Annotated in this window: 18 protein-coding genes; 7 read left to right on the top strand and 11 right to left on the bottom strand. The window is 62.1% G+C overall.

Annotation, left to right across the window (positions count from 1 at the left end; all coding sequences use genetic code 11):
- Positions 1 to 34: 34 nt before the first annotated feature.
- The 7 genes from fae to MESCI_RS21355 all read right to left on the bottom strand — a co-directional run bounded on the left by fae (position 35) and on the right by MESCI_RS21355 (position 6,600).
- Positions 35 to 541 carry a formaldehyde-activating enzyme gene (fae, locus tag MESCI_RS21385; protein WP_013532036.1) on the bottom strand — a complete coding sequence of 169 codons (507 nt, stop codon included), beginning with the start codon at positions 539 to 541 and terminating at the stop codon, positions 35 to 37.
- Positions 542 to 690: 149 nt separating this feature from the next.
- A complete protein-coding gene (locus MESCI_RS21380; protein WP_338048532.1) occupies positions 691 to 1,548 on the bottom strand; it encodes a triphosphoribosyl-dephospho-CoA synthase in 858 nt (285 codons plus the stop codon).
- Positions 1,549 to 1,562: 14 nt separating this feature from the next.
- The gene (locus MESCI_RS21375; RefSeq protein ID WP_013532034.1) at positions 1,563 to 2,510 is read right to left on the bottom strand and encodes an ATP-grasp domain-containing protein; all 948 of its coding nucleotides are present in this window, start codon (positions 2,508 to 2,510) and stop codon (positions 1,563 to 1,565) included.
- A gap of 134 nt (positions 2,511 to 2,644) precedes the next feature.
- A complete protein-coding gene (gene mch, locus MESCI_RS21370; RefSeq protein ID WP_013532033.1) occupies positions 2,645 to 3,601 on the bottom strand; it encodes a methenyltetrahydromethanopterin cyclohydrolase in 957 nt (318 codons plus the stop codon).
- A complete protein-coding gene (locus MESCI_RS21365; protein WP_013532032.1) occupies positions 3,598 to 4,692 on the bottom strand; it encodes an ATP-grasp domain-containing protein in 1,095 nt (364 codons plus the stop codon). Before MESCI_RS21365 ends, mch begins: the two co-directional genes overlap by 4 nt.
- 13 nt (positions 4,693 to 4,705) lie before the next feature.
- Positions 4,706 to 5,599 (bottom strand): NAD(P)-dependent methylenetetrahydromethanopterin dehydrogenase, encoded by an 894-nt coding sequence (locus MESCI_RS21360; RefSeq protein WP_013532031.1) that lies wholly within the window; start codon positions 5,597 to 5,599, stop codon positions 4,706 to 4,708.
- A gap of 29 nt (positions 5,600 to 5,628) precedes the next feature.
- Positions 5,629 to 6,600 carry a beta-ribofuranosylaminobenzene 5'-phosphate synthase gene (locus MESCI_RS21355; protein ID WP_013532030.1) on the bottom strand — a complete coding sequence of 324 codons (972 nt, stop codon included), beginning with the start codon at positions 6,598 to 6,600 and terminating at the stop codon, positions 5,629 to 5,631.
- A 153-nt stretch (positions 6,601 to 6,753) separates the two neighbouring features.
- On the opposite strand from MESCI_RS21355, the gene MESCI_RS21350 reads away from it, so the two are divergent.
- The 7 genes from MESCI_RS21350 (at position 6,754) to MESCI_RS33085 (ending at position 12,896) form a co-directional block, all read left to right on the top strand.
- A complete protein-coding gene (locus MESCI_RS21350) occupies positions 6,754 to 7,134 on the top strand; it encodes a 4a-hydroxytetrahydrobiopterin dehydratase (protein ID WP_013532029.1) in 381 nt (126 codons plus the stop codon).
- Between the two features lie 117 nt (positions 7,135 to 7,251).
- Positions 7,252 to 8,340, top strand: a complete 1,089-nt coding sequence (locus MESCI_RS21345; RefSeq protein WP_013532028.1) for a molybdopterin-binding domain-containing protein — start codon at positions 7,252 to 7,254, stop codon at positions 8,338 to 8,340.
- Positions 8,334 to 9,965, top strand: a complete 1,632-nt coding sequence (locus MESCI_RS21340; protein ID WP_013532027.1) for a formylmethanofuran dehydrogenase subunit A — start codon at positions 8,334 to 8,336, stop codon at positions 9,963 to 9,965. Before MESCI_RS21345 ends, MESCI_RS21340 begins: the two co-directional genes overlap by 7 nt.
- Positions 9,953 to 10,861, top strand: coding sequence for a formylmethanofuran--tetrahydromethanopterin N-formyltransferase (fhcD, locus tag MESCI_RS21335; protein WP_013532026.1), 909 nt, complete (start codon positions 9,953 to 9,955; stop codon positions 10,859 to 10,861). Before MESCI_RS21340 ends, fhcD begins: the two co-directional genes overlap by 13 nt.
- Positions 10,858 to 11,667: a formylmethanofuran dehydrogenase subunit C gene (locus MESCI_RS21330; protein WP_013532025.1), complete on the top strand. Its 810-nt coding sequence runs from the start codon at positions 10,858 to 10,860 to the stop codon at positions 11,665 to 11,667. The genes fhcD and MESCI_RS21330 overlap by 4 nt, the downstream gene beginning before the upstream one ends.
- Before the next feature lie 100 nt (positions 11,668 to 11,767).
- Positions 11,768 to 12,598 (top strand): S-formylglutathione hydrolase, encoded by an 831-nt coding sequence (fghA, locus tag MESCI_RS21325; protein ID WP_013532024.1) that lies wholly within the window; start codon positions 11,768 to 11,770, stop codon positions 12,596 to 12,598.
- A gap of 172 nt (positions 12,599 to 12,770) precedes the next feature.
- Positions 12,771 to 12,896, top strand: a complete 126-nt coding sequence (locus MESCI_RS33085) for a hypothetical protein (RefSeq protein WP_263498927.1) — start codon at positions 12,771 to 12,773, stop codon at positions 12,894 to 12,896.
- Between the two features lie 44 nt (positions 12,897 to 12,940).
- On the opposite strand, the gene MESCI_RS21315 is transcribed toward MESCI_RS33085, so the two are convergent.
- From MESCI_RS21315 to MESCI_RS21300, 4 genes are all read right to left on the bottom strand, one after another.
- The gene (locus MESCI_RS21315; RefSeq protein WP_013532022.1) at positions 12,941 to 13,147 is read right to left on the bottom strand and encodes a type II toxin-antitoxin system HicB family antitoxin; all 207 of its coding nucleotides are present in this window, start codon (positions 13,145 to 13,147) and stop codon (positions 12,941 to 12,943) included.
- 4 nt (positions 13,148 to 13,151) lie between these two features.
- Positions 13,152 to 13,352, bottom strand: coding sequence for a type II toxin-antitoxin system HicA family toxin (locus MESCI_RS21310; protein WP_013532021.1), 201 nt, complete (start codon positions 13,350 to 13,352; stop codon positions 13,152 to 13,154).
- Positions 13,353 to 13,358: 6 nt separating this feature from the next.
- A complete protein-coding gene (locus MESCI_RS21305) occupies positions 13,359 to 17,141 on the bottom strand; it encodes a vitamin B12-dependent ribonucleotide reductase (protein WP_013532020.1) in 3,783 nt (1,260 codons plus the stop codon).
- Between the two features lie 630 nt (positions 17,142 to 17,771).
- A complete protein-coding gene (locus MESCI_RS21300; protein ID WP_013532019.1) occupies positions 17,772 to 18,083 on the bottom strand; it encodes a PilZ domain-containing protein in 312 nt (103 codons plus the stop codon).
- Positions 18,084 to 18,183: the final 100 nt, after the last annotated feature.

The raw sequence follows: 18,183 nt of genomic DNA, 5'->3' as shown, positions 1-18,183 counted from the left end.
AAGAGGGTTTTTCCTGTGCGGGGCTGTCTCTTGTCTAGGCTGCGAACGGATGCTTGACCTTGTCGCGCTGGGCCGTTGCTTCGGCGGCGGTCGGGGTTCCTGCAACGGCGCGCTGGATGGCTTCCTTTGTCGCCTCGTAATTGTATTTCTGGATCTTGGCGTCGTCCGCCGCGTCCCAATGGATGAATACCCCGACGCAGATGAACACGTCGTCTGCTTCGTTGGCCGGAATGGTCCCGTCCGCAACGCTGTCCTGCACGGCTTTTGCCACGGCGTGCTGCGCCGGGCCGAACATCTGGACCGCCTGTTTGGCACCCTTGATCGTGACCTTGTTGAACATCACGGTGTTGGGTTTGCATTGAAGATTGGGCGCGATCACCGCCAAAAGCGAAGTAAAGCCGTCCTTGTTGTTGGTAAGCGCGTTGCAAAATGCCGTTTCGACCGCGCTCCCCCGCGGGCCGATGAGCAGGTCGACATGCGCGACTTCGTTGCCGTCTCCCACCAGCGATTCACCGACCATAACCTTTGATATTTTTGCCATGCCAATTTCCTCCAAGACACAATTATGATGTCCACGGACGCTGCAACCGAGCAGGCGCTCGATGGACAGCTATCCTTGTTGGCAGCGTCCGGATTTGCCCGGACCGGTTGGCTAGATAGCCGCGGAAGCACAGCTTCCGCTTTTGGAAGTCAAGCACCAACGCCGCGATTATGCAAGGTGAGGGCGAGGGTGTGGACTAAAAGAGTAGCCACGGTGAGGTCGGCCGAGGTGCCGGGGTTGATGTTGTCGGCCTTCAGCCGGCGGTCGAACTCCATGAGCAGACGAATGCGCGACGGTTCGTCGCCCTCGGCATGGAGCGCCGCCTGAACGGCAACGGCTTCCTGCCGCGCCTGATTTGCGACGTCAACGCCGTGCTTGCGGATCACATGGCTGTCGGGGAAGCCGGCGAGAAACGCCAGGTAGACGAACACCGTCGGCCACATGCCGTCTTCTCCACCTGCCAACGCTCCATCCAGCGCGGCGAGCCCGACCCCGAACACGTCGCCGAAACAGTTGCTGTACTGGCGAGCGATCATGTCGCGGTCGGCAGCCTCCCTCATCGCGTCCAGCAAATGGACCTTCGGCTCCTGCCGCACATCGTTGGCGGCTTCTCCGAGGCCGCCTGGCGCGGCCGTGACGATCGCCTCGAATACCGCCTTGGTATCCTGCACGCTCAAAGCCCGAAGCAGCGAATCGAGATTGTCCTGCAGTCTGTCACCGCCCATTTCGGCGGCGCATATCAGAGGCCCTGCCAGAAGGATGATTCCGAGATTGGTATTGGTTGCGACCGCCAGTCGTGTCGCGCGCACCGCCTCCAGCATCCGCTGCCCGACCGGCAGACGAGGATCGGTCAGCGGCCCGGAGGAAACCTCCGCACTTGTCATGAACTGGGCGGCGGACATGCCGTGTCCGTCGGCGAACAGATGGACGTTGCCCGGCTTTAGGGCTTCGATCTCCATCCTGCAGGCATTCTTATAGCTGGCCCGGAGGCGTTCACGCGAAAGCACCACCTTGCCCGCCCTCACGAATTCGCAGGCGCGGCAAAACGGTAGGGCCGCGGTGCGGCGGCCGCCTCGGCGCGATCGGCCAGAAGTTTCAGCAAGGCATCGGCGATTGCCTCGGCGATGTTCACGGCGACCACCGACTGCAATCCCGACCATGCGGGCATGCTGTTCACTTCGAGTATGAACAGATTGCCGTCGTCAGCCCGCACGATGTCCACGCCGGCAAAATCCGCGCCGACCGCGGCTGACGCAGCGACGGCCAGCGATGCCAGTTCCGCCTTGCCATGTTCGGAAACCTGTTCCGGCACGCCACCCCGGTTGACGTTCGTGATCCAGTCGTCGCTGATGCGGCTCATCATCGCCACGGTCTCTCCGGCGCAGACAAACACGCGGAAATCCCGGAAAGGCGGACCGGCACGCGACACATATTGCTGAAGGTAGTAGACGCTGTTCACCTCTTCTGCGGCCGGCAGGTCCGAGAGCGTGCGGATCAGCTTTATGCCGCGGCCTTGCGCCCCGAACAATGGTTTCAGCACCAGCGGTCCCCGCGGAAGCTCTTGCGCCGCGACCTCCTCGGCGACGGCAAGTCCTTCTACGGCAAAGGTGCGTGGCGTAGGCAGGCCGGCATTTTTCAGGAGGAATGTCGTCATCGACTTGTCGACGCAGCGCTCGATCGCCTGCGCGGAATTCCATACGGGAACCGATAGTCTGCTTAACGCGTGCAGCACGCCGAGGCGCCGGGTTACCGCTTCGAACGATCCGGCGGCGATCGAACGGACAAGCACGGCGTCGGGCAGCGTGCCGCCGAAGCCGGGGATCGCAAGTCCGCTCGGGCTGCTGGTATCGAATGCGATCGCCGCCAGCGGCACGGCTGTAACGGCGGCGCCCCCCCGACCAAGTCCTGCCGCCAGGCCGTTGGAGCCGGTGTCCACTTTGTCGCTGACGATCAGGATGCGAGGGAGCATGTGGCCTCTCGGGTGCGGGAATGTCGGCGGCGCGAGCGATTCCACGCCCTCATGGCCGCGTCCGCGGCAGGGCTGCACGAACGGCAGTCGCCGGGCGGGCGAATGACAGACGAATCCCTTTGCACCGCCATGCCCTAGCCGAGACTCCGTTCGAGCATCTTCAGATTACGCCGACCGGCGCGAAACGTATCGCCGGTTTCGATCGCTGTCACGATCACTTCAGCCGGGCTGAACAGCAGCGGGTCGATGGCATAGAAATCGCCCTTGAACCGCGTGAAGATCTCGGCGAAGGGTTGGCCGTAGTCCCGTGAGGCGCTGCTGGGAAGTTTTTCCGCGAGTTTGCCAGCCTCCTTCGCCGATCCTTTGACGAAGAGCTGGACGCTGCCGCCATAGATGATGGCATCGTTGGTTCGGCCCATGGCGGTCAGGAAATCCGGATGGGGGGCGGGGATCGGCGCCGTTCCGATGCCGTCGACAACGTTCTCCAGCGGGAATTTGAGATCATTGATCTTGTGCAGGGCAACCTCGAGCGCGCGCGCCACGATCTGCACGCCGCCGGCAAGGCTTTGTGTCGGCGCGTAGAGGAAGGTGAGCTTTTCCGTCGCCAGTCCAGTTGCCTTGCCCACTTTCTCAACGATCGCGCGGGGAGGCGGTTCGGCCGTCTCAAGGATAAGCACCGCGGAAGATGTGATGTCGCGATAGGAAAGTGTCTCGAACAGCGGTTCGACCCGGGCGAGGGCCCGCGCCGGCCCAGATCCCATCGCGAAATAGTCCTGGCCAGACAGGTTCCAGCCCGCATACTGGCTGCCCAGGCAGGCCAGCACCGGCTGCGAAGATCGCGCTTCGACGGTGAACGGCCATTGCTGTGACGCGCGATCCATGAACACCGAAACGCTGCCGAGACCGCCCATCGCAGCCTCAGCCATGCGCATCCCGGCCTCGACGCTGCCGACGGTCTTGGCGCCGGCATCGATCAGGCGCTCGCCCAATGGTCCCCTGGAAACGACGATACGTAGGCGTTCGGCGTCGCCGATCATGCCGTCAACGATGCGCTGTGCATTGTCGTTCAGGAATGCCGAACCGTCTTTCATGTCCGGTCTCCTTCCCATTGGAGTTGCAATTGGCTGGCTTGTCCCTTGATGAGCCGCTTGGTCGATTGGGCGCTCGGACCGCGCGCGAAGACCGTGCAGACAGGGTCGCCGGCAATCAGACGGGTGCCTGCCGACTGTTGGTCCGCTGTCCATTCAGGCCAGGCAATCGACGGAAAGTGAGTGATTGGCGTCGCGGCGTAGGCCACCATCGACGCCATCGAATCGACGAAGCGCGGCAAGCGGAAGACCTGACCCGTCGCGGCGCGCAGATGCGCTTCGATCAATGGCGCGTCAACATCGTCGAAAATGTCGAGGGTGGCGCCCGGCCTCGGATTGATCTCGATGAACGTGTAGCCATCCGGTCCACGGATCAGATCGGCGCTGCACAATCCAACCAGGCCGGCGCGCCGCGTCAGACTTGAGAGCCAGCCGCCGATGACCGCCGCCTGTCTGCGATCGAAGCGTCTCAACCGTACGGCGCCGCCGTAGCGATAGGGCGCTGTGGGGGCGGGAGACGTCCATTGTTGGCTGAAACCCACGAGGTGCGCGGTTTGACCATTGCCGACGAACAGGGCCGAGATGCTGCGACCGGCAACGAAGCGCTGGAAGTAGCGGCCGGCGGTCGGGCTTTCTCCGGCTGCTCGTCTGACGTGTCCGCCGCCGGCGCCGCCCGCGGACTTGACCACCCAGTTCTCCGGGTCAGGCGGCTGGTCCCATCGCAGTTGCGGATGCGGGATGCCGAGTTCGGCACAATCATCGGCCAGCAACTGCGGATCCTTGATCCTGCGGATCGCGGCGCCGCCATTGCCGGCGAGCCGAAAGTGTCGCGCGATTTTGTCCACGGTCTCAGGCATCCGCTCAAACCCTGAGCCCAGGACAATGGCGGCCGGCAGGTCGTCGCCAGCCAATCGCCGAAGCGTGTCGATGATGCGCTCGCCGTCGATGCCTCCTTGCAGGTCGCCTGGCAGCATTGTCGCGCGTTCTGCGAGCGCGACGGTGTCCGTATCGCAAAAGAAATCGGCGACCAGCGGACGATAGCCGGCGCGACGCGCGGCGGCGGCCAGCGCCCGGCCTGAAATTGCCGCGATCAAAAGAGATCCGGCGTTACTTGGCAATCTCGCGTGCAAGGGAAAACGCTTCCTGAAAACCGAGCGTGATCGTCTTTTCGGATTCGATCATTCTTTTGAAGAGGCCGAATTCGACCTTATATTTGACATTGCCGATGGCAAGCGGACCAATGCCGACAGCTTTTGCCGCATCGAGTGGATCACCATTGGCATTGACGGCCAATCCTTCGATGCCGGCCGGGGGAACGGCATTGACGTCGGCCGCAATAAGCAGGTCATTGCCTTTCAATTGGGCTTTGGAGACCACCTGGACGCCAGCTTTGGCGCAAGCCAGGATAATTTCGTTGGCTTCGACCAGCTTTGTCTTGCGGGCGTCGCTCGATCCGTCAGCCGCATCGACGGTGAGGTGGAACCTGCTTTCGATCTCGGCCGCGATCTGCTTGACCCGTTCGATGCCGTCATGGCCGACAAGTGTGACCCGGGCACCTTCCCCTGCCGCGATGACGGCGGTGCAGAAGCCGACGACGCCGGTGGCGCCGAAAACAGCCACCCTCGTATCCCTGAGCGCACGCTGGAATTTCTTCTCCAGCGCCTTTTCGACCTTGGCCACCATCGCCGCGGCTGTGGTGAACGAGCCGGCTGGATCGGCAAATACCGAAACCTGGAAAGGCGGCACCATCGCCTTCTTCGCGGCGTCGAACATGTCGAGCGCCAACGAGGCATCCTTCCCGGCGATGAAGATGCCGGTGTCGACACCCGCATCCGGCGGGCGTGAAAAGATCGCGTCCTGGACCAGTCCTGTCACTTCGGCCAGGCCCACATCGACATAGGGGACGACGGCGTCGAAACCTGCGTCGAGCGCCATGTTCACGTCGAAGGGGCTCATCTGCTTCAACGGTGTCAGCATGTGCAGGATGTGTTTGCGGGCCATTTCTTGCCTTTCTGCCTGAAACTGAAGCGTCAGCTGCCGACGAGATCCAGCCTGGTTGAACTGATCTTCGCGCCGGAATTCCTGCCCTTGACGATCTTGACCTCAAGGCCGTCTTCAACTGTCATTTTCCGAACCGCGTCGACGAACTTGAGTGCGGCGTCGTGCGATGGCGCGAAGGCAAAGCCTGTCGGCCCCCAGGAACTCTGGCCGATGCCGACGGCGCCTGCTTCATTGAGACAGTGGGCCACCATCTCGACCCGCTTCGAGGTGAACACGCCGCCCTGGGCCGGGGCGAAGTGGCTGCCGATCAGCATCTGTATCGCGGTGACGGAGGCGCCGAATGCCGGAAGGTCCCGCTCGACCAAAGCCGGCATAATGCCCATCAGCACCCTCCGGCAGATCTCCCCACTGCCTGCCGTCGGGAATGGCGGCAGCGAGCGAAACGCCGCGACCTCGGCTGCTCCATGCAGTCCATGCCCGGAATGGTCGAGGATGAGGAGGACGCGCCATTCTTCCGGAAACGGCAGCCGCGCGACGACCGGAGGCGTTCCGCCGCGGTCGTTCTTGCCGGCGTCGACTATGACGCCGCCGTCTTCGAAACTTGCGATGCCGATGCCGGATCGGCCGCCCCGCTCGAGCAGGTTAGCGTCGCCGGCGATGTCCAGAGGCAGATTGTGGAGCGTGCGCAACGCCGAGGCGACGGCAAGGGCGATCTGCGTGCCGGAGCCCAGACCCGCATGACTGGGGATCGACTGCTCGACCACCAGATGGTGCTGGCCGCGAATGCCGAGATGCTTGCAGAGCGTCGACAGATGCTCGCTGGCACGGGTGCTCTCGGAGCCTTCGACGATGGTCTCGCTGGACCGCGACAGGGTGACGACGGTTTCGGGTTCGCTCAATGGAAGCCCGACGCTGCCGAACCGCCGTCCAGCATCGCCATTGAGATCAAGGAAGCCAAGGTGCAGGCGAGCGGGCACTCGTATGGTAACAGAATTCGACATCTGCCCCCCGATGGGTGCATCATGGATGCATCATGGAAGTTTAGGTGCCCGGTACCATGATAACTGTTTTCGTCGATGGGGCAAGCCAAAGAGAACGCATACGTGTTTGCCGGCTCCGGCGTGTGACAGACCGAGCAATTCGCGGAGGTCGAGATGAACGAGACAGTCAAGGAAAAGGTCTATTCGGAAGCCGAGATCGCCGACCGGCTTGAGAAGGAGCTGCCGAAATGGCGTTATGAAAACGGCTGGATCCGGCGCAAATACAAGACCCACAGCTGGAAATCGACGCTCATGGTCATCAACACGGTTGGCCATCTCGCCGAGGCGGCGTGGCACCATCCTGATATCACCGCCTCCTATGCCTGGGTCGAGGTGCGCCTGACGAATCACGCGGCGAAAGGCATTACCGACAAGGATTTCGAGTTGGCGAAAAAGATCGAGGACGTTGTCCAGTGGCAGCCGGCCAAGGAAGGCGGGGCACTGGAGGGCACTCCGCTGACCGATCAACGCTTCGCTTACGTCAAATATGACTAAGCAGGGTCGGAATTTGTTGACGCGTATGAAAACATTCGCTGATCCGCTGCAGGGTGGGGTTCACGGCCAATCCAGTTTCGTCTAGGATCGAGCCGGCACCAGAAAGTAGTTTAGCGAATGGCGGTTGCTTGGATCGGCAACCGGGAAGCGCTGATTGAGCACGCGGCTGCGCATGCCGCGTCGCTATTGTCGTCAAGTCGGTGCCCGGTTTTCAGCTTTGATACGGATATAGATGGCACGAGGGCGGCGATCGCGCTGGCTGAGCGGGCTGGCGCGGCATACGACCATGCCGATGGTGCGGCACTTGCCCGAGAGACCGCGCTTTTTACCGACAAGGGGGCAATGACCGTCGCCCCCGGAGAGACGCGGCGGCGTGCCGATGTCGTGGTGATCGTGGGCGAGCTCCCGCGGATCCATCATGGTCTTGTCGGCGAACTTGCCGGGACGGTTCCCGACCTCTCGACCGGCAACCAGCGCGCGTTCTTCGTGGTAGGCCCAAACGGGATGTCTATGCCGCCGCTGAACGGCGGACGCAAGGCAACGCAACTTTCCTGTGGCCAAGCTAGCCTCGCCGCCACGCTGGCGGCACTGAGGGCACAGTACAAAGGGCGGCGTACATCGCAACCGGTGTCGAATTTCAATGATTTTGCCAAAGCTCTGGCGGCCGCGCATTTTCCCGTGTTCCTGTTTTCAGGCCACGCCGCCGAAGGCTTGGCATTGGAGATGCTGCAAGGACTGATCGCCGATCTCAATCGCAAATCGCGCGCATCCGGCCTTTATCTGCCGGCGAGCGAAAACGGGTGGGGAAGCGCGCTCGCCTCGGCCTGGATGACAGGTTTTCCGCTGCGCACCGGCTTTGCGCGCGGCCTCCCTGAATTCGATCCCTGGCGCTGCGATGTGGAGCGCATGATCGCTGCCGGCGAAGCTGACCTGCACCTGCGGATCTCCGCCGCAACGGCCCAACTACAGAAAAAAAGGGCACGCATGGCGCTGATTGTGCTGACGAAAACGGAAAAGCCGGTTGCCGGCGCCGCAGTCACCATGGCCATCGGCGAGGCTGGGGTCGATCACGATGCGGTTGTCTACTCCAGCCGCACGGGCTCGCTCAGGTCGATCGATGCGCAAGCGGACTCGCAATTGCCCTCCGCCGCGACGATCATCCGCCTGATCGCTACCCACGCTTTCGCCGAGGCACTGCCATGCTGACGAAAATCGCCGGCGGCGACATCATCGATCCCGTCAACGGCCGTCTCGACAAGGGCGACCTCTGGATCAAGGACGACAAGATCGTTCCGGCGCCGGCGGGAGGGGCGGCCGACCGGACCATCGAAGCCAGCGGCTGCATCGTGATGGCTGGCGCCATCGACATCCACTCCCACATCGGTGGCGGCAATGTGAACACCGCGCGGCTGCTCTTGCCCGAACAGCATGCCGCCCATCAGCTGCGGCCAGCAATGACGCCGCTCTCCAATGCCGGCTGGTCGACGTTCCAGACCGGCTGCCTCTACGCAAAGATGGGCTTTACGACGGTCGTCGAGCCGGCGATGTCGCCGGGAGCGGCGCTGCACACGCATCTCGAACTGGCCGACATCCCGATCATCGACAAAGCGACCCTTGCCATTCTCGGCAATGACGATTTCCTGTTGTCGATGATCCGCGACGACGCCCCCCAGACGATGATCGAGGACTATGTCGCCTGGACGGTCGCTTCGACGCGAGCGCTTGGGGTCAAGGTGATCAACGCCGGTGCGGCGGCCGCCTTCAAGGAGAACGTCCGCACCTTCTCGCTGGATGATGTCGTGCCTTCCTATGGCGTCAGTTCGCGCAAGATCGTCAAGACGCTGCAGGCCGCCGTCGACAATCTTGGCTTGCCGCATCCCTTGCATGTCCATTGCAACAATCTGGGCAGCCCCGGATCGGCGGATACGGCGGCTGCGACGATTGCAGCGGCGGATGGACTGCCGCTGCATCTCGCCCACCTCCAGTTCTATGGCTATGGCACGGAAGGAAAACGCGGGTTTTCCTCTGCCGCCGCACGGCTTGCCGAACTGGTCAACGCGACGCCGGAAGTCACCATCGATATCGGCCAGGTGATGTTCGGCCAGACGGTCACGGTCTCCTCCGACGTCATGCGGCAGTTTTCGGCGCGTGGCAGCGCACACCCGAAAAAGACCGTCATTCATGACGGTGACGGCAATGGCGGCGGCATCGTGCCCTACAGCTATGGCAAGGACTTCTACGGCACGATGCAGTGGGCGATCGGGCTCGAGCTTTTTCTCCTGATCGACGATCCCTGGCGTGTGTTCTTCACCACCGATCATCCCAACGGTGCACCTTTTACCGCCTATCCGGCGCTGTTCGAACTGCTGATGAGCCGGGAAGCGCGCACCGAAATGGCCGCCGGACTTTCACGATCCGCCCTGGCGCTCTCTACCCTGGCCGCAATCGACCGCGAATACACGTTCGAGGAAATCGCCATCATGACGCGCGCGGCGCCGGCCAAGCTGCTCGGCTTGACGGATCGAGGCCATCTCGGCGCCGGCGCAACAGCCGACGTCGCTGTCTATCGCAGGGACCGCAGTATCGCCAAAATGCTCGGAGAGGCGGCGTATGTTTTCAAGGATGGCGATCTCGTCGTGCAAGACGGGGAAATCATCCATTACCGCTGGGGCAAGGCATTGAGGCTCAAGCCGCCTGTCGACAAGGCAATGGTGCGACGGCTCGAGGACTATCACCAGCAGCGCTACGGCCTGTCGCTGGACTGGTTTAATTTCCCGGATTCCGCGATTGCGCGCGAACAGCCATTCGGCGAGGTGCCATGCCGAACATGAGCATCAATGGCGTAACGATCGACGATACCTTCGCGGAAGCCTTCGGCATGCGCGCAACCGCCATCGTCATCACCGCGCCGAGCCGGAAATGGGCTCGCCAGGCGGCGATCACAATGACCGGCTTCGCCACCTCGGTGATCGGTTGCGGCTGCGAAGCGGCAATCGATCTCGACCTGCCGCCATCGGCCACACCGGATGGCCGGCCGGGCTGCCGCGTCATGATTTTCGCGATGGGAACGGACGAATTGCAGAAACAACTGCTCAATCGTGTCGGCCAGTGCGTTTTGACCTCGCCGGGTTCCGCCTGCTTTGCCGGGCTGCAGGGCAGCGCCGAGCTCAAGCTCGGTTCGGCACTGCGTTATTTCGGCGACGGCTGGCAAATCTCCAAGAAGATCGGCGATAGGCATTTCTGGCGTATTCCCGTCATGGATGGCGAGTTCCTGTGCGAAGCAACGACTGGACTGACGAAGGAAGCTGTCGGTGGCGGCAATTTCTTTGTCATGGCGCAAAGCAGCGCCAGCGCTTTGGCCGCTGCCGAGGCCGCGGTCGGTGCGATCGGCATGGTGCCTGGCGCCATCGTGCCGTTTCCGGGCGGCATTGCCCGTTCGGGTTCCAAGATAGGTGGCAAATACAAAGGCATGATCGCCTCGGCCAACGAAGCCTACGCGCCGACACTGCGCGGCGTCGTCGCGAGTGAACTCGGTCCCGACATCAACGCCGTCCTGGAAATCGTCATCGATGGTGAGACCAATGATGCAGTTGCCGCCGCGATGAAGGCCGGCATCAAGGCTGTCATAGAGCTCGGCCCGAAAAGAGGCGCGGTTCGGATCAGCGCCGGCAATTACGGCGGCAAGCTCGGAAAATTCATCTACTCGCTGAAGGATATGCTGCCATGAAGGCGCTGACCTTCACCCTGGTTGCCGAGCCGCCGGAGCGCCTTGACCTGTCGCCGCTGACGCCGGAGCGGCTGGCCGGGATCGAAAGGCGCGACGTCGAAAGAATCCAGATCGGCATGACGAAGCACGGCTCGAAGGTGGGCGACATTTTTCGCGTCGCCGGCAGCGATCCGACAAACATCGTGTTCGAGGGCGGAAGCACGCGCCTCGACCTTGTGGCGCAAGGCATGCGGGGTGGGTCGGTTCGCCTCGTTGGCAATGCCGGCGCCCAGGCCGGGCGCGCCATGCGCGGTGGCAAGCTCACGATCGAAGGCAATGCGGGTCCACACGCCGGCTCCGGCATGCGCGGCGGCAGGCTTGAGATAACGGGCAATGCCGGCGACCACCTCGGTGCGCCGCTCGTCGGGGAACTGGCCGGCATGAACGGCGGTGTTTTGATCGTCAGGGGCAAAGCGGGCGCCTTCGCCGCGGACCGCATGCGGCGCGGCCTGATCGCGGTGCTGAAAGGCTCCGGCGACCATGCAGGCAGCCGCATGATCGCCGGCAGCCTGGTGGTGGCCGGTGGCACCGGTGAGATGCCCGGTTATCTGATGCGTCGCGGTTCAATCCTTCTCGATCGCACGCCGGCACGCATGTCGCCGAGCTTCGTCGAATGCGGCGCACCCGAAAGCGTCTTCGCCGCCATCATCGATCGTTATCTGATCGCCGAGGGCATTTTGAAACGGCCGCTTCTGGGGAGCGCACCGCGCAAATATGGCGGGGATAACGCAGTGCTCGGAATGGGCGAGGTTCTTTTTCCGCGCTGAGATCCGTCGACACAGGAACCATACGATGGCAGGACGCAAGTGCTTGCCGCTGGGGTAGTGGTGGGGCCGACCGTCATTCGACCTGCAACGTGGAGAACACATGAAAATCATCTCTCAAACGAAAGCCCATGGCGGCGTGCAGGGCGTCTATTCCCATTTGTCGACGAGTTGCCGTTGCGACATGACTTTTGCCGTTTTCATACCTCCGCAGGCGCGGGAGGCGCCTTGTCCCGTTGTGTGGTATCTCTCAGGCCTGACGTGTACCCACGCCAATGTAATGGACAAGGGCGAGTACAGGCGCATGGCCGCCGAGCTCGGCCTGATCGTCGTTTGTCCCGACACCAGCCCGCGCGGGGCCGACATTCCGGATGAAAAAGACAACTGGCAGTTCGGCTCCGGCGCCGGCTTCTATCTCGATGCGACGCAAGAGCCTTATGCGAAGAACTATCGTATGTATTCCTATGTCGCCGAGGAGTTGCCGGCCCTCATCGCGGCTGAATTTCCAGCCGATATGGCACGCCAGGCAATCTTTGGCCATTCGATGGGCGGGCATGGCGCGCTGACGATTGCCTTGAAGAATCCGCAGCGGTTCAAGAGCTGCTCGGCGTTCGCCCCGATCGCCCAGCCAAGCACCGCCGGCTGGTCGAGACCGGCTTTTGAGAAGTATCTCGGCAAGGATGAGGCCTCGTGGCGAAGCTGCGACGCGACGTCGCTCATCGACGACGGATACCGTTTCCCCGAATTTTTGGTGGATCAGGGAACGTCGGACGGATTTCTTGACGACGGGCTGAGGCCTTGGCTGCTTGAAGCGGCCTGCGCCAAAGCAGGTATTCCGCTAAAGCTGCGGATGCAGGATGGATACGATCACTCGTATCTTTTCATCTCCAGCTTCATGGACGACCATCTGAGATGGCATGCTGAGAGGCTTTGATCTGGGCAGGCCGAAGGCATGGCCAGATGCAAACAAGTTATTGCGACGCCTTACACTGAGAGCGCCGCGCTTGCCGCCGTCAAACGCTACACATCCCTGGATTGCGAAAATACTGAAAGCACTGGCCAGCCCCGATGAGGTTCCCGACCCACCCTGCGGCTGCTGGGGCGAAATGCCTGATGGCATCCAGTATTTCGAAGTGCCCTTGGGCGAGGGTCGGAAGCTGCTGTTCGTCCGCATCGGCCAGGACGAGCCGCTGTTTGACAAGCAGACGCTAAGGGTGTTGCCGGCGAGTTAGACGCCCGGACCAGAGCCTGATCCGGATCGAGTGGAGGCCTGCCTCTATGCCTCTACGTATTCCGCGAGGCTGACACCCTTGGGCACATCCAGCCCATCGGCTCGCAAACCTTCGATGTGAAAGCGTATTGCATCGCGAATCTCGGTTTCCACTTCAGCCACAGTGGCACCTGTCGCGATGCAGCCGGGTAGGTCCGGCACATAGGCGGAGAAATTATTTCCTGCTTTTTCAATCACCACCGCGTAACGCATGTCATCATTCCTTCAAACCTGACTGCTTGAGGATGCTGTTCAGTGTTCCTGGCGCAACCTCTTCAGACGGCTTGCCAGCCACGGTGACGCGGCCGGCTTTGACTTCATGCTTATATTGGCGATGGCTGCCCTTGGTTGCAACCAGATACCAGCCATCGGCCTCCAGCAGGCGAATGATCTCGCGAACTGTAAGCCGAGGTGGCACTAGATCTCAGCTGCACCCGCTCGTCGAGCCGCACGTGTCGCACTTCTCGCAGGTCCCGTTCCGCACCATGGTAAAATTCTGGCACTCGGAGCAGGAATTGCCAGTGTAGCCCTGGAGCAGCGATTTGGCGCGGCGGTCGTTGGCGAGTTTTTTTGCTTCGGCCGCCTCGACGGCCGCCGCGTCGGTGAACAATCCTGCCGTGGCGTCGGAGGCAGCACCCGCCGCTTCCTCGAAGGCGATGTCCTCGGCCAATTCCTTTGCCCGCTCCTCATAGTCGCGCTTGTAGGCGACCGCTTCGTCGCTGGCCGGTTTCAGCGCCAGCACGTTGGAGCCGGAGAAGGCGGTCGGCACCGAGCGGGCAGGGGCGCCCGAGGGGGCCGCAAAGCCTTTCGGATCGTTGCCGCTGACGCGCGACACCAGCTTCACCGGCGAGGCGCCACGGGTCAGGCCCTTGGAGACCGCATCGGTCTTGCCTTCGCTGATGCCACGGCCAAGTGCGGTGTTGGAAAAGTCCGACTGGTCGACATGGGCGAGATCGTTGCGCCCGAGATAGGAGATCGCCAGTTCACGGAACACGTAGTCGAGGATCGACGTCGCGCTCTTGATGGCGTCATTGCCCTGCACCATGCCGGCCGGCTCGAACTTGGTGAAGGTGAAGGCGTGCACATATTCGTCGAGTGGCACGCCATATTGCAGGCCCAGCGAGATGGCGATGGCGAAGTTGTTGAGAAGGCCACGCAAAGTCGCGCCTTCCTTGTTCATGTCGATGAAGATCTCGCCGAGACGGCCATCGTCATATTCGCCGGTGCGCAGGAAGATGGTGTTGCCACCGATCTTGGCTTTCTGCGTGTAACCCTTGCGGCGGCCGGGCAGCTTTTCCTGCTCGCGCGACACGCGCTCGATGATGCGCTCGACGATCCGCTCGGTGATCTGTGCGGCACGTGCTGCCGCAGGTGCGGCGAGCAGCTGCTCGACGGCTTCATCCTCGTCGTCCTCGCCATCGGCGAGCAGCGAGGAATTGAGCGGCTGCGACAGCTTCGAGCCATCGCGATAGAGCGCGTTGGCCTTCAGCGCCAGCTTCCACGACAGCATGTAGGCGCCCTTGGCGTCTTCCACCGTCGCATCGTTGGGCATGTTGATGGTCTTGGAGATGGCGCCGGAAATGAAGGGCTGTGCCGCCGCCATCATCTGGATGTGGCTGTTGATAGACAGCGAGCGCTTGCCGATCTTGCCGCACGGGCTGGCGCAATCGAACACGGCGAGGTGTTCGGCCTTGAGGAACGGCGCGCCTTCCAGCGTCATCGCACCGCAGACATGGATGTTGGCGGCCTCGATGTCCTTGCGGGAGAAGCCGAGCGCCGGCAGCATCTCGAACGAGAAGTCGTTGAGCTGCTCGTCGGTGAAGCCGAACGTCTCCTTCACCCAGTCGGCGCCGAGCGTCCACTGGTTGAAGACAAACTTGATGTCGAAGGCCGACTTCAAGGCTGCGTTGAGCGCCGCGATCTTCTCGTCGGTGAAGCCCTTGGCCTTGAGCGCGCCGGGATTGATGGCCGGCGCCTGGTTGAGGTTGCCGTGGCCGACCGCATAGGCCTCCATTTCGGCGATCTGGGCTTCGGAATAGCCGAGCGTGCGCAGCGCTTCCGGCACGGCGCGGTTGATGATCTTGAAATAGCCGCCGCCGGCCAGCTTCTTGAACTTCACCAGCGCGAAGTCGGGCTCGATGCCGGTGGTGTCGCAATCCATGACCAGGCCGATCGTGCCGGTCGGCGCGATGACGGTCGCCTGCGCGTTGCGGTAGCCATGCTCCTCGCCGAGTTCGATGGCGCGGTCCCAGGCGGCCTTGGCGTGGGTTGCAAGGTCCTGCTGCTTCAGGTCGGAAGCGACGAGCGGCACCGGGTTGACGGCGAGCTTCTCGTAGCCCTGCTTCTCGCCATAGGCGGCACGGCGATGGTTGCGCATGACGCGCAGCATGTTCTGGGCATTGCGGTCGTAGTCGGCGAAGGCGCCGAGTTCGCCGGCCATCTCGGCCGAGGTGGCATAGGCCATGCCGGTCATGATCGCGGTGAGTGCGGCGCAGATCGCGCGGCCTTCATCGGAGTCGTAGGGAATGCCCGACGTCATCAGCAGGCCGCCGATATTGGCATAGCCGAGGCCGAGCGTGCGGTATTCGTAGGACTGCTTGGCGATCTCCTTCGACGGGAACTGCGCCATCATGACGGAGATTTCGAGCACGATGGTCCACAGCCGCACCGTGTGCTCGTAGGCTGCGATGTCGATCGTGCCGTCGGCGTTGCGGTAGGGCAGCAGATTGATCGAGGCGAGATTGCAGGCCGTGTCGTCGAGGAACATGTATTCGGAGCACGGGTTGGACGCCCGGATCGCACCGGCGGAAGCGCAGGTGTGCCAGTCGTTCATCGTCGTGTTGAAATGCAGGCCCGGATCGGCCGACGCCCAGGCGGCGTAACCGATCTTTTCCCAGAGATCCCTGGCCTTCAGCGTCTTCAGCACCTTGCCGTCCTTGCGGGCGGTCAGGTGCCAGTCGGCATCGTCCTCAACGGCGCGCAGGAAATTATCCTTCAGCGACACCGAATTGTTGGAATTCTGGCCCGAAACCGTGAGGTAGGCGTCCGAATCCCAGTCTGTGTCGTAGGTCTTGAACGACATCGAGCTATAGCCCTGCTTGGCGAACTGGATGACGCGGTAGATGTAGTTCTCCGGCACGGCCGACTTCTTGGCCGCCTTGATCTCGCGCTTCAGCGCGGAGTTGATCGACGGGTCGAAGCAGTCGTCGCCATTGCCTTCGCAGTTGACGCAGGCCTTCATGATCGCTTCGAGATGCTTCTTGACGATCTTCGAGCCGGTCACCAGCGAGGCGACCTTCTGCTCTTCATTGACCTTCCAGTCGATGAATTCCTCGATATCGGGGTGGTCGGCGTCGACAATGACCATTTTGGCGGCGCGTCGCGTCGTGCCGCCCGACTTGATGGCGCCCGCCGCGCGGTCGCCGATCTTGAGGAAGCTCATCAGGCCCGACGAGCGGCCGCCACCGGACAGTTTTTCGCCTTCGCCGCGCAGCAGCGAGAAGTTGGAGCCGGTACCGGAGCCGTATTTGAACAGGCGCGCTTCACGCACCCACAGATCCATGATGCCGCCCTCGTTGACGAGGTCGTCCTGTACGCCCTGGATGAAGCAGGCATGCGGCTGCGGATGCTCGTAGGAGGATTTCGACTTGGTCAGCTTGCCGGTGAACGGGTCGACATAGAAGTGGCCCTGGCTCGGGCCGTCGATGCCATAGGCCCAGTGCAGGCCGGTGTTGAACCATTGCGGCGAGTTCGGCGCGACGCGCTGGGTGGCCAGCATGTAGGCAAGCTCGTCACGGAAGGCGCGTGCGTCTTCTTCCGACGCCTTGAAGTAGCCGCCCTTCCAGCCCCAATAGGTCCAGGTGCCGGCAAGGCGGTCGAAGACCTGGCGGGCGTCGATCTCGGAACCGTAGCGCTCGGCTTCCGGCAGCTTGGCGAGTTCCGCCTCATCGGCGACGGAGCGCCACAGGAAGGAGGGGACGTCGTTCTCTTCGATCTTCTTCAGGCGTGCCGGAACACCGGCCTTGCGGAAATATTTCTGTGCCAGGATATCGGCTGCGACCTGGGAGAACTGCGCCGGCACGTCGATATTGTCCAAGCGGAACACCACCGAGCCATCCGGATTCTTGATCTCCGAAAGCGCCTTGCGGAATTCGATCTCCGCATAGGCGGACTGTCCTGGCTTGGTGAAACGACGCTCGATGCGCATTGGTCCGGTCCCTTTTGTCTATATGTAGCGCTTTTCCCCAGGGATTTCTGCCCCCGATGCGAAACGCGCATGTCCGCCGTCTGCCGGCGTTCGAAAACGGCCGGCTCTCCATTTCGCAGCCTCCGCCGGCCCTGCTGGTCAAACTCCTTGCGAAGTGCCTGTCCAACGTGCCGACGAACCCACGGGTCCCTCAAAACTGATTTTTTCCGATTCCCTCGGTCGAGGAAAATTCACACTATCTAGCGTCGAACCTACCTGCAAACACTAAATATAGTATTAACAGACAATTTATTCAAGCCCGACAATTGTCCCTATCGACCCCAACCGCCCCACAGTTCCAACGCTTCCGCCGGCCTCGTAACCAGGCGGAAATGCGAGCAAAACGCACATAATCCGGGAAAAAGACCGGGCTCAGAACTTTCCGGTCGCACTCTCAACAGGAGCGCATGGCCTATAAAAGGCGACTCGTTTTGCGCCGTCAAGGATTCGTTTGCGTAGCTTTTGTGACCCCAACATCTTGTGTGTCACATATGTGGATAACGGGGATAGAATGCGGTGCGGCGATCGCAATTTTGCCGTCACCAGGCAATCCGGACGCGGCAACGATCCAAAGCGTCGTGCCTGAATGGATCAGCCGTAGTGCAGCCTGGGTTTTGGCTCGGTGCCGGTGAACTGCACCCCGATACGGTCATTGCGACGCCAGCGGACCTCACACCGATAGGCAATGCCGTCGAGCGGCACATAGAGAAGGAAGCGATCGGGAACCCGGGCTTCCAGCGGTATCTTCAGTTCGGCTCCGCCTTCATGTTGATTGCGCAGCGTGCAGCCGACTTCCGAATTCGAAATTCCGGTGATGATCGACCCGCCCTTGAGCACGCGCGGACGATGCTCGCGCTCAGGCTCGTCGGACTCGTTTGGAATTGGATTTGCGGGATTCGCCATCGATCAAAAAATACCAGAGCTGCCGAATCCTACCTTTGATTCCTTAGCAAAGCATTCATGTCGATGCGCGGCAACGCGTGTCCAGCCTTTGCAAGCCAGT

The organism is Mesorhizobium ciceri biovar biserrulae WSM1271 (assembly GCF_000185905.1).
GTDB classification, from domain to species: domain Bacteria; phylum Pseudomonadota; class Alphaproteobacteria; order Rhizobiales; family Rhizobiaceae; genus Mesorhizobium; species Mesorhizobium ciceri.
Note: the sequence above shows the minus strand (reverse complement) of the source record. Positions and strands in the feature narration are given on the sequence as shown.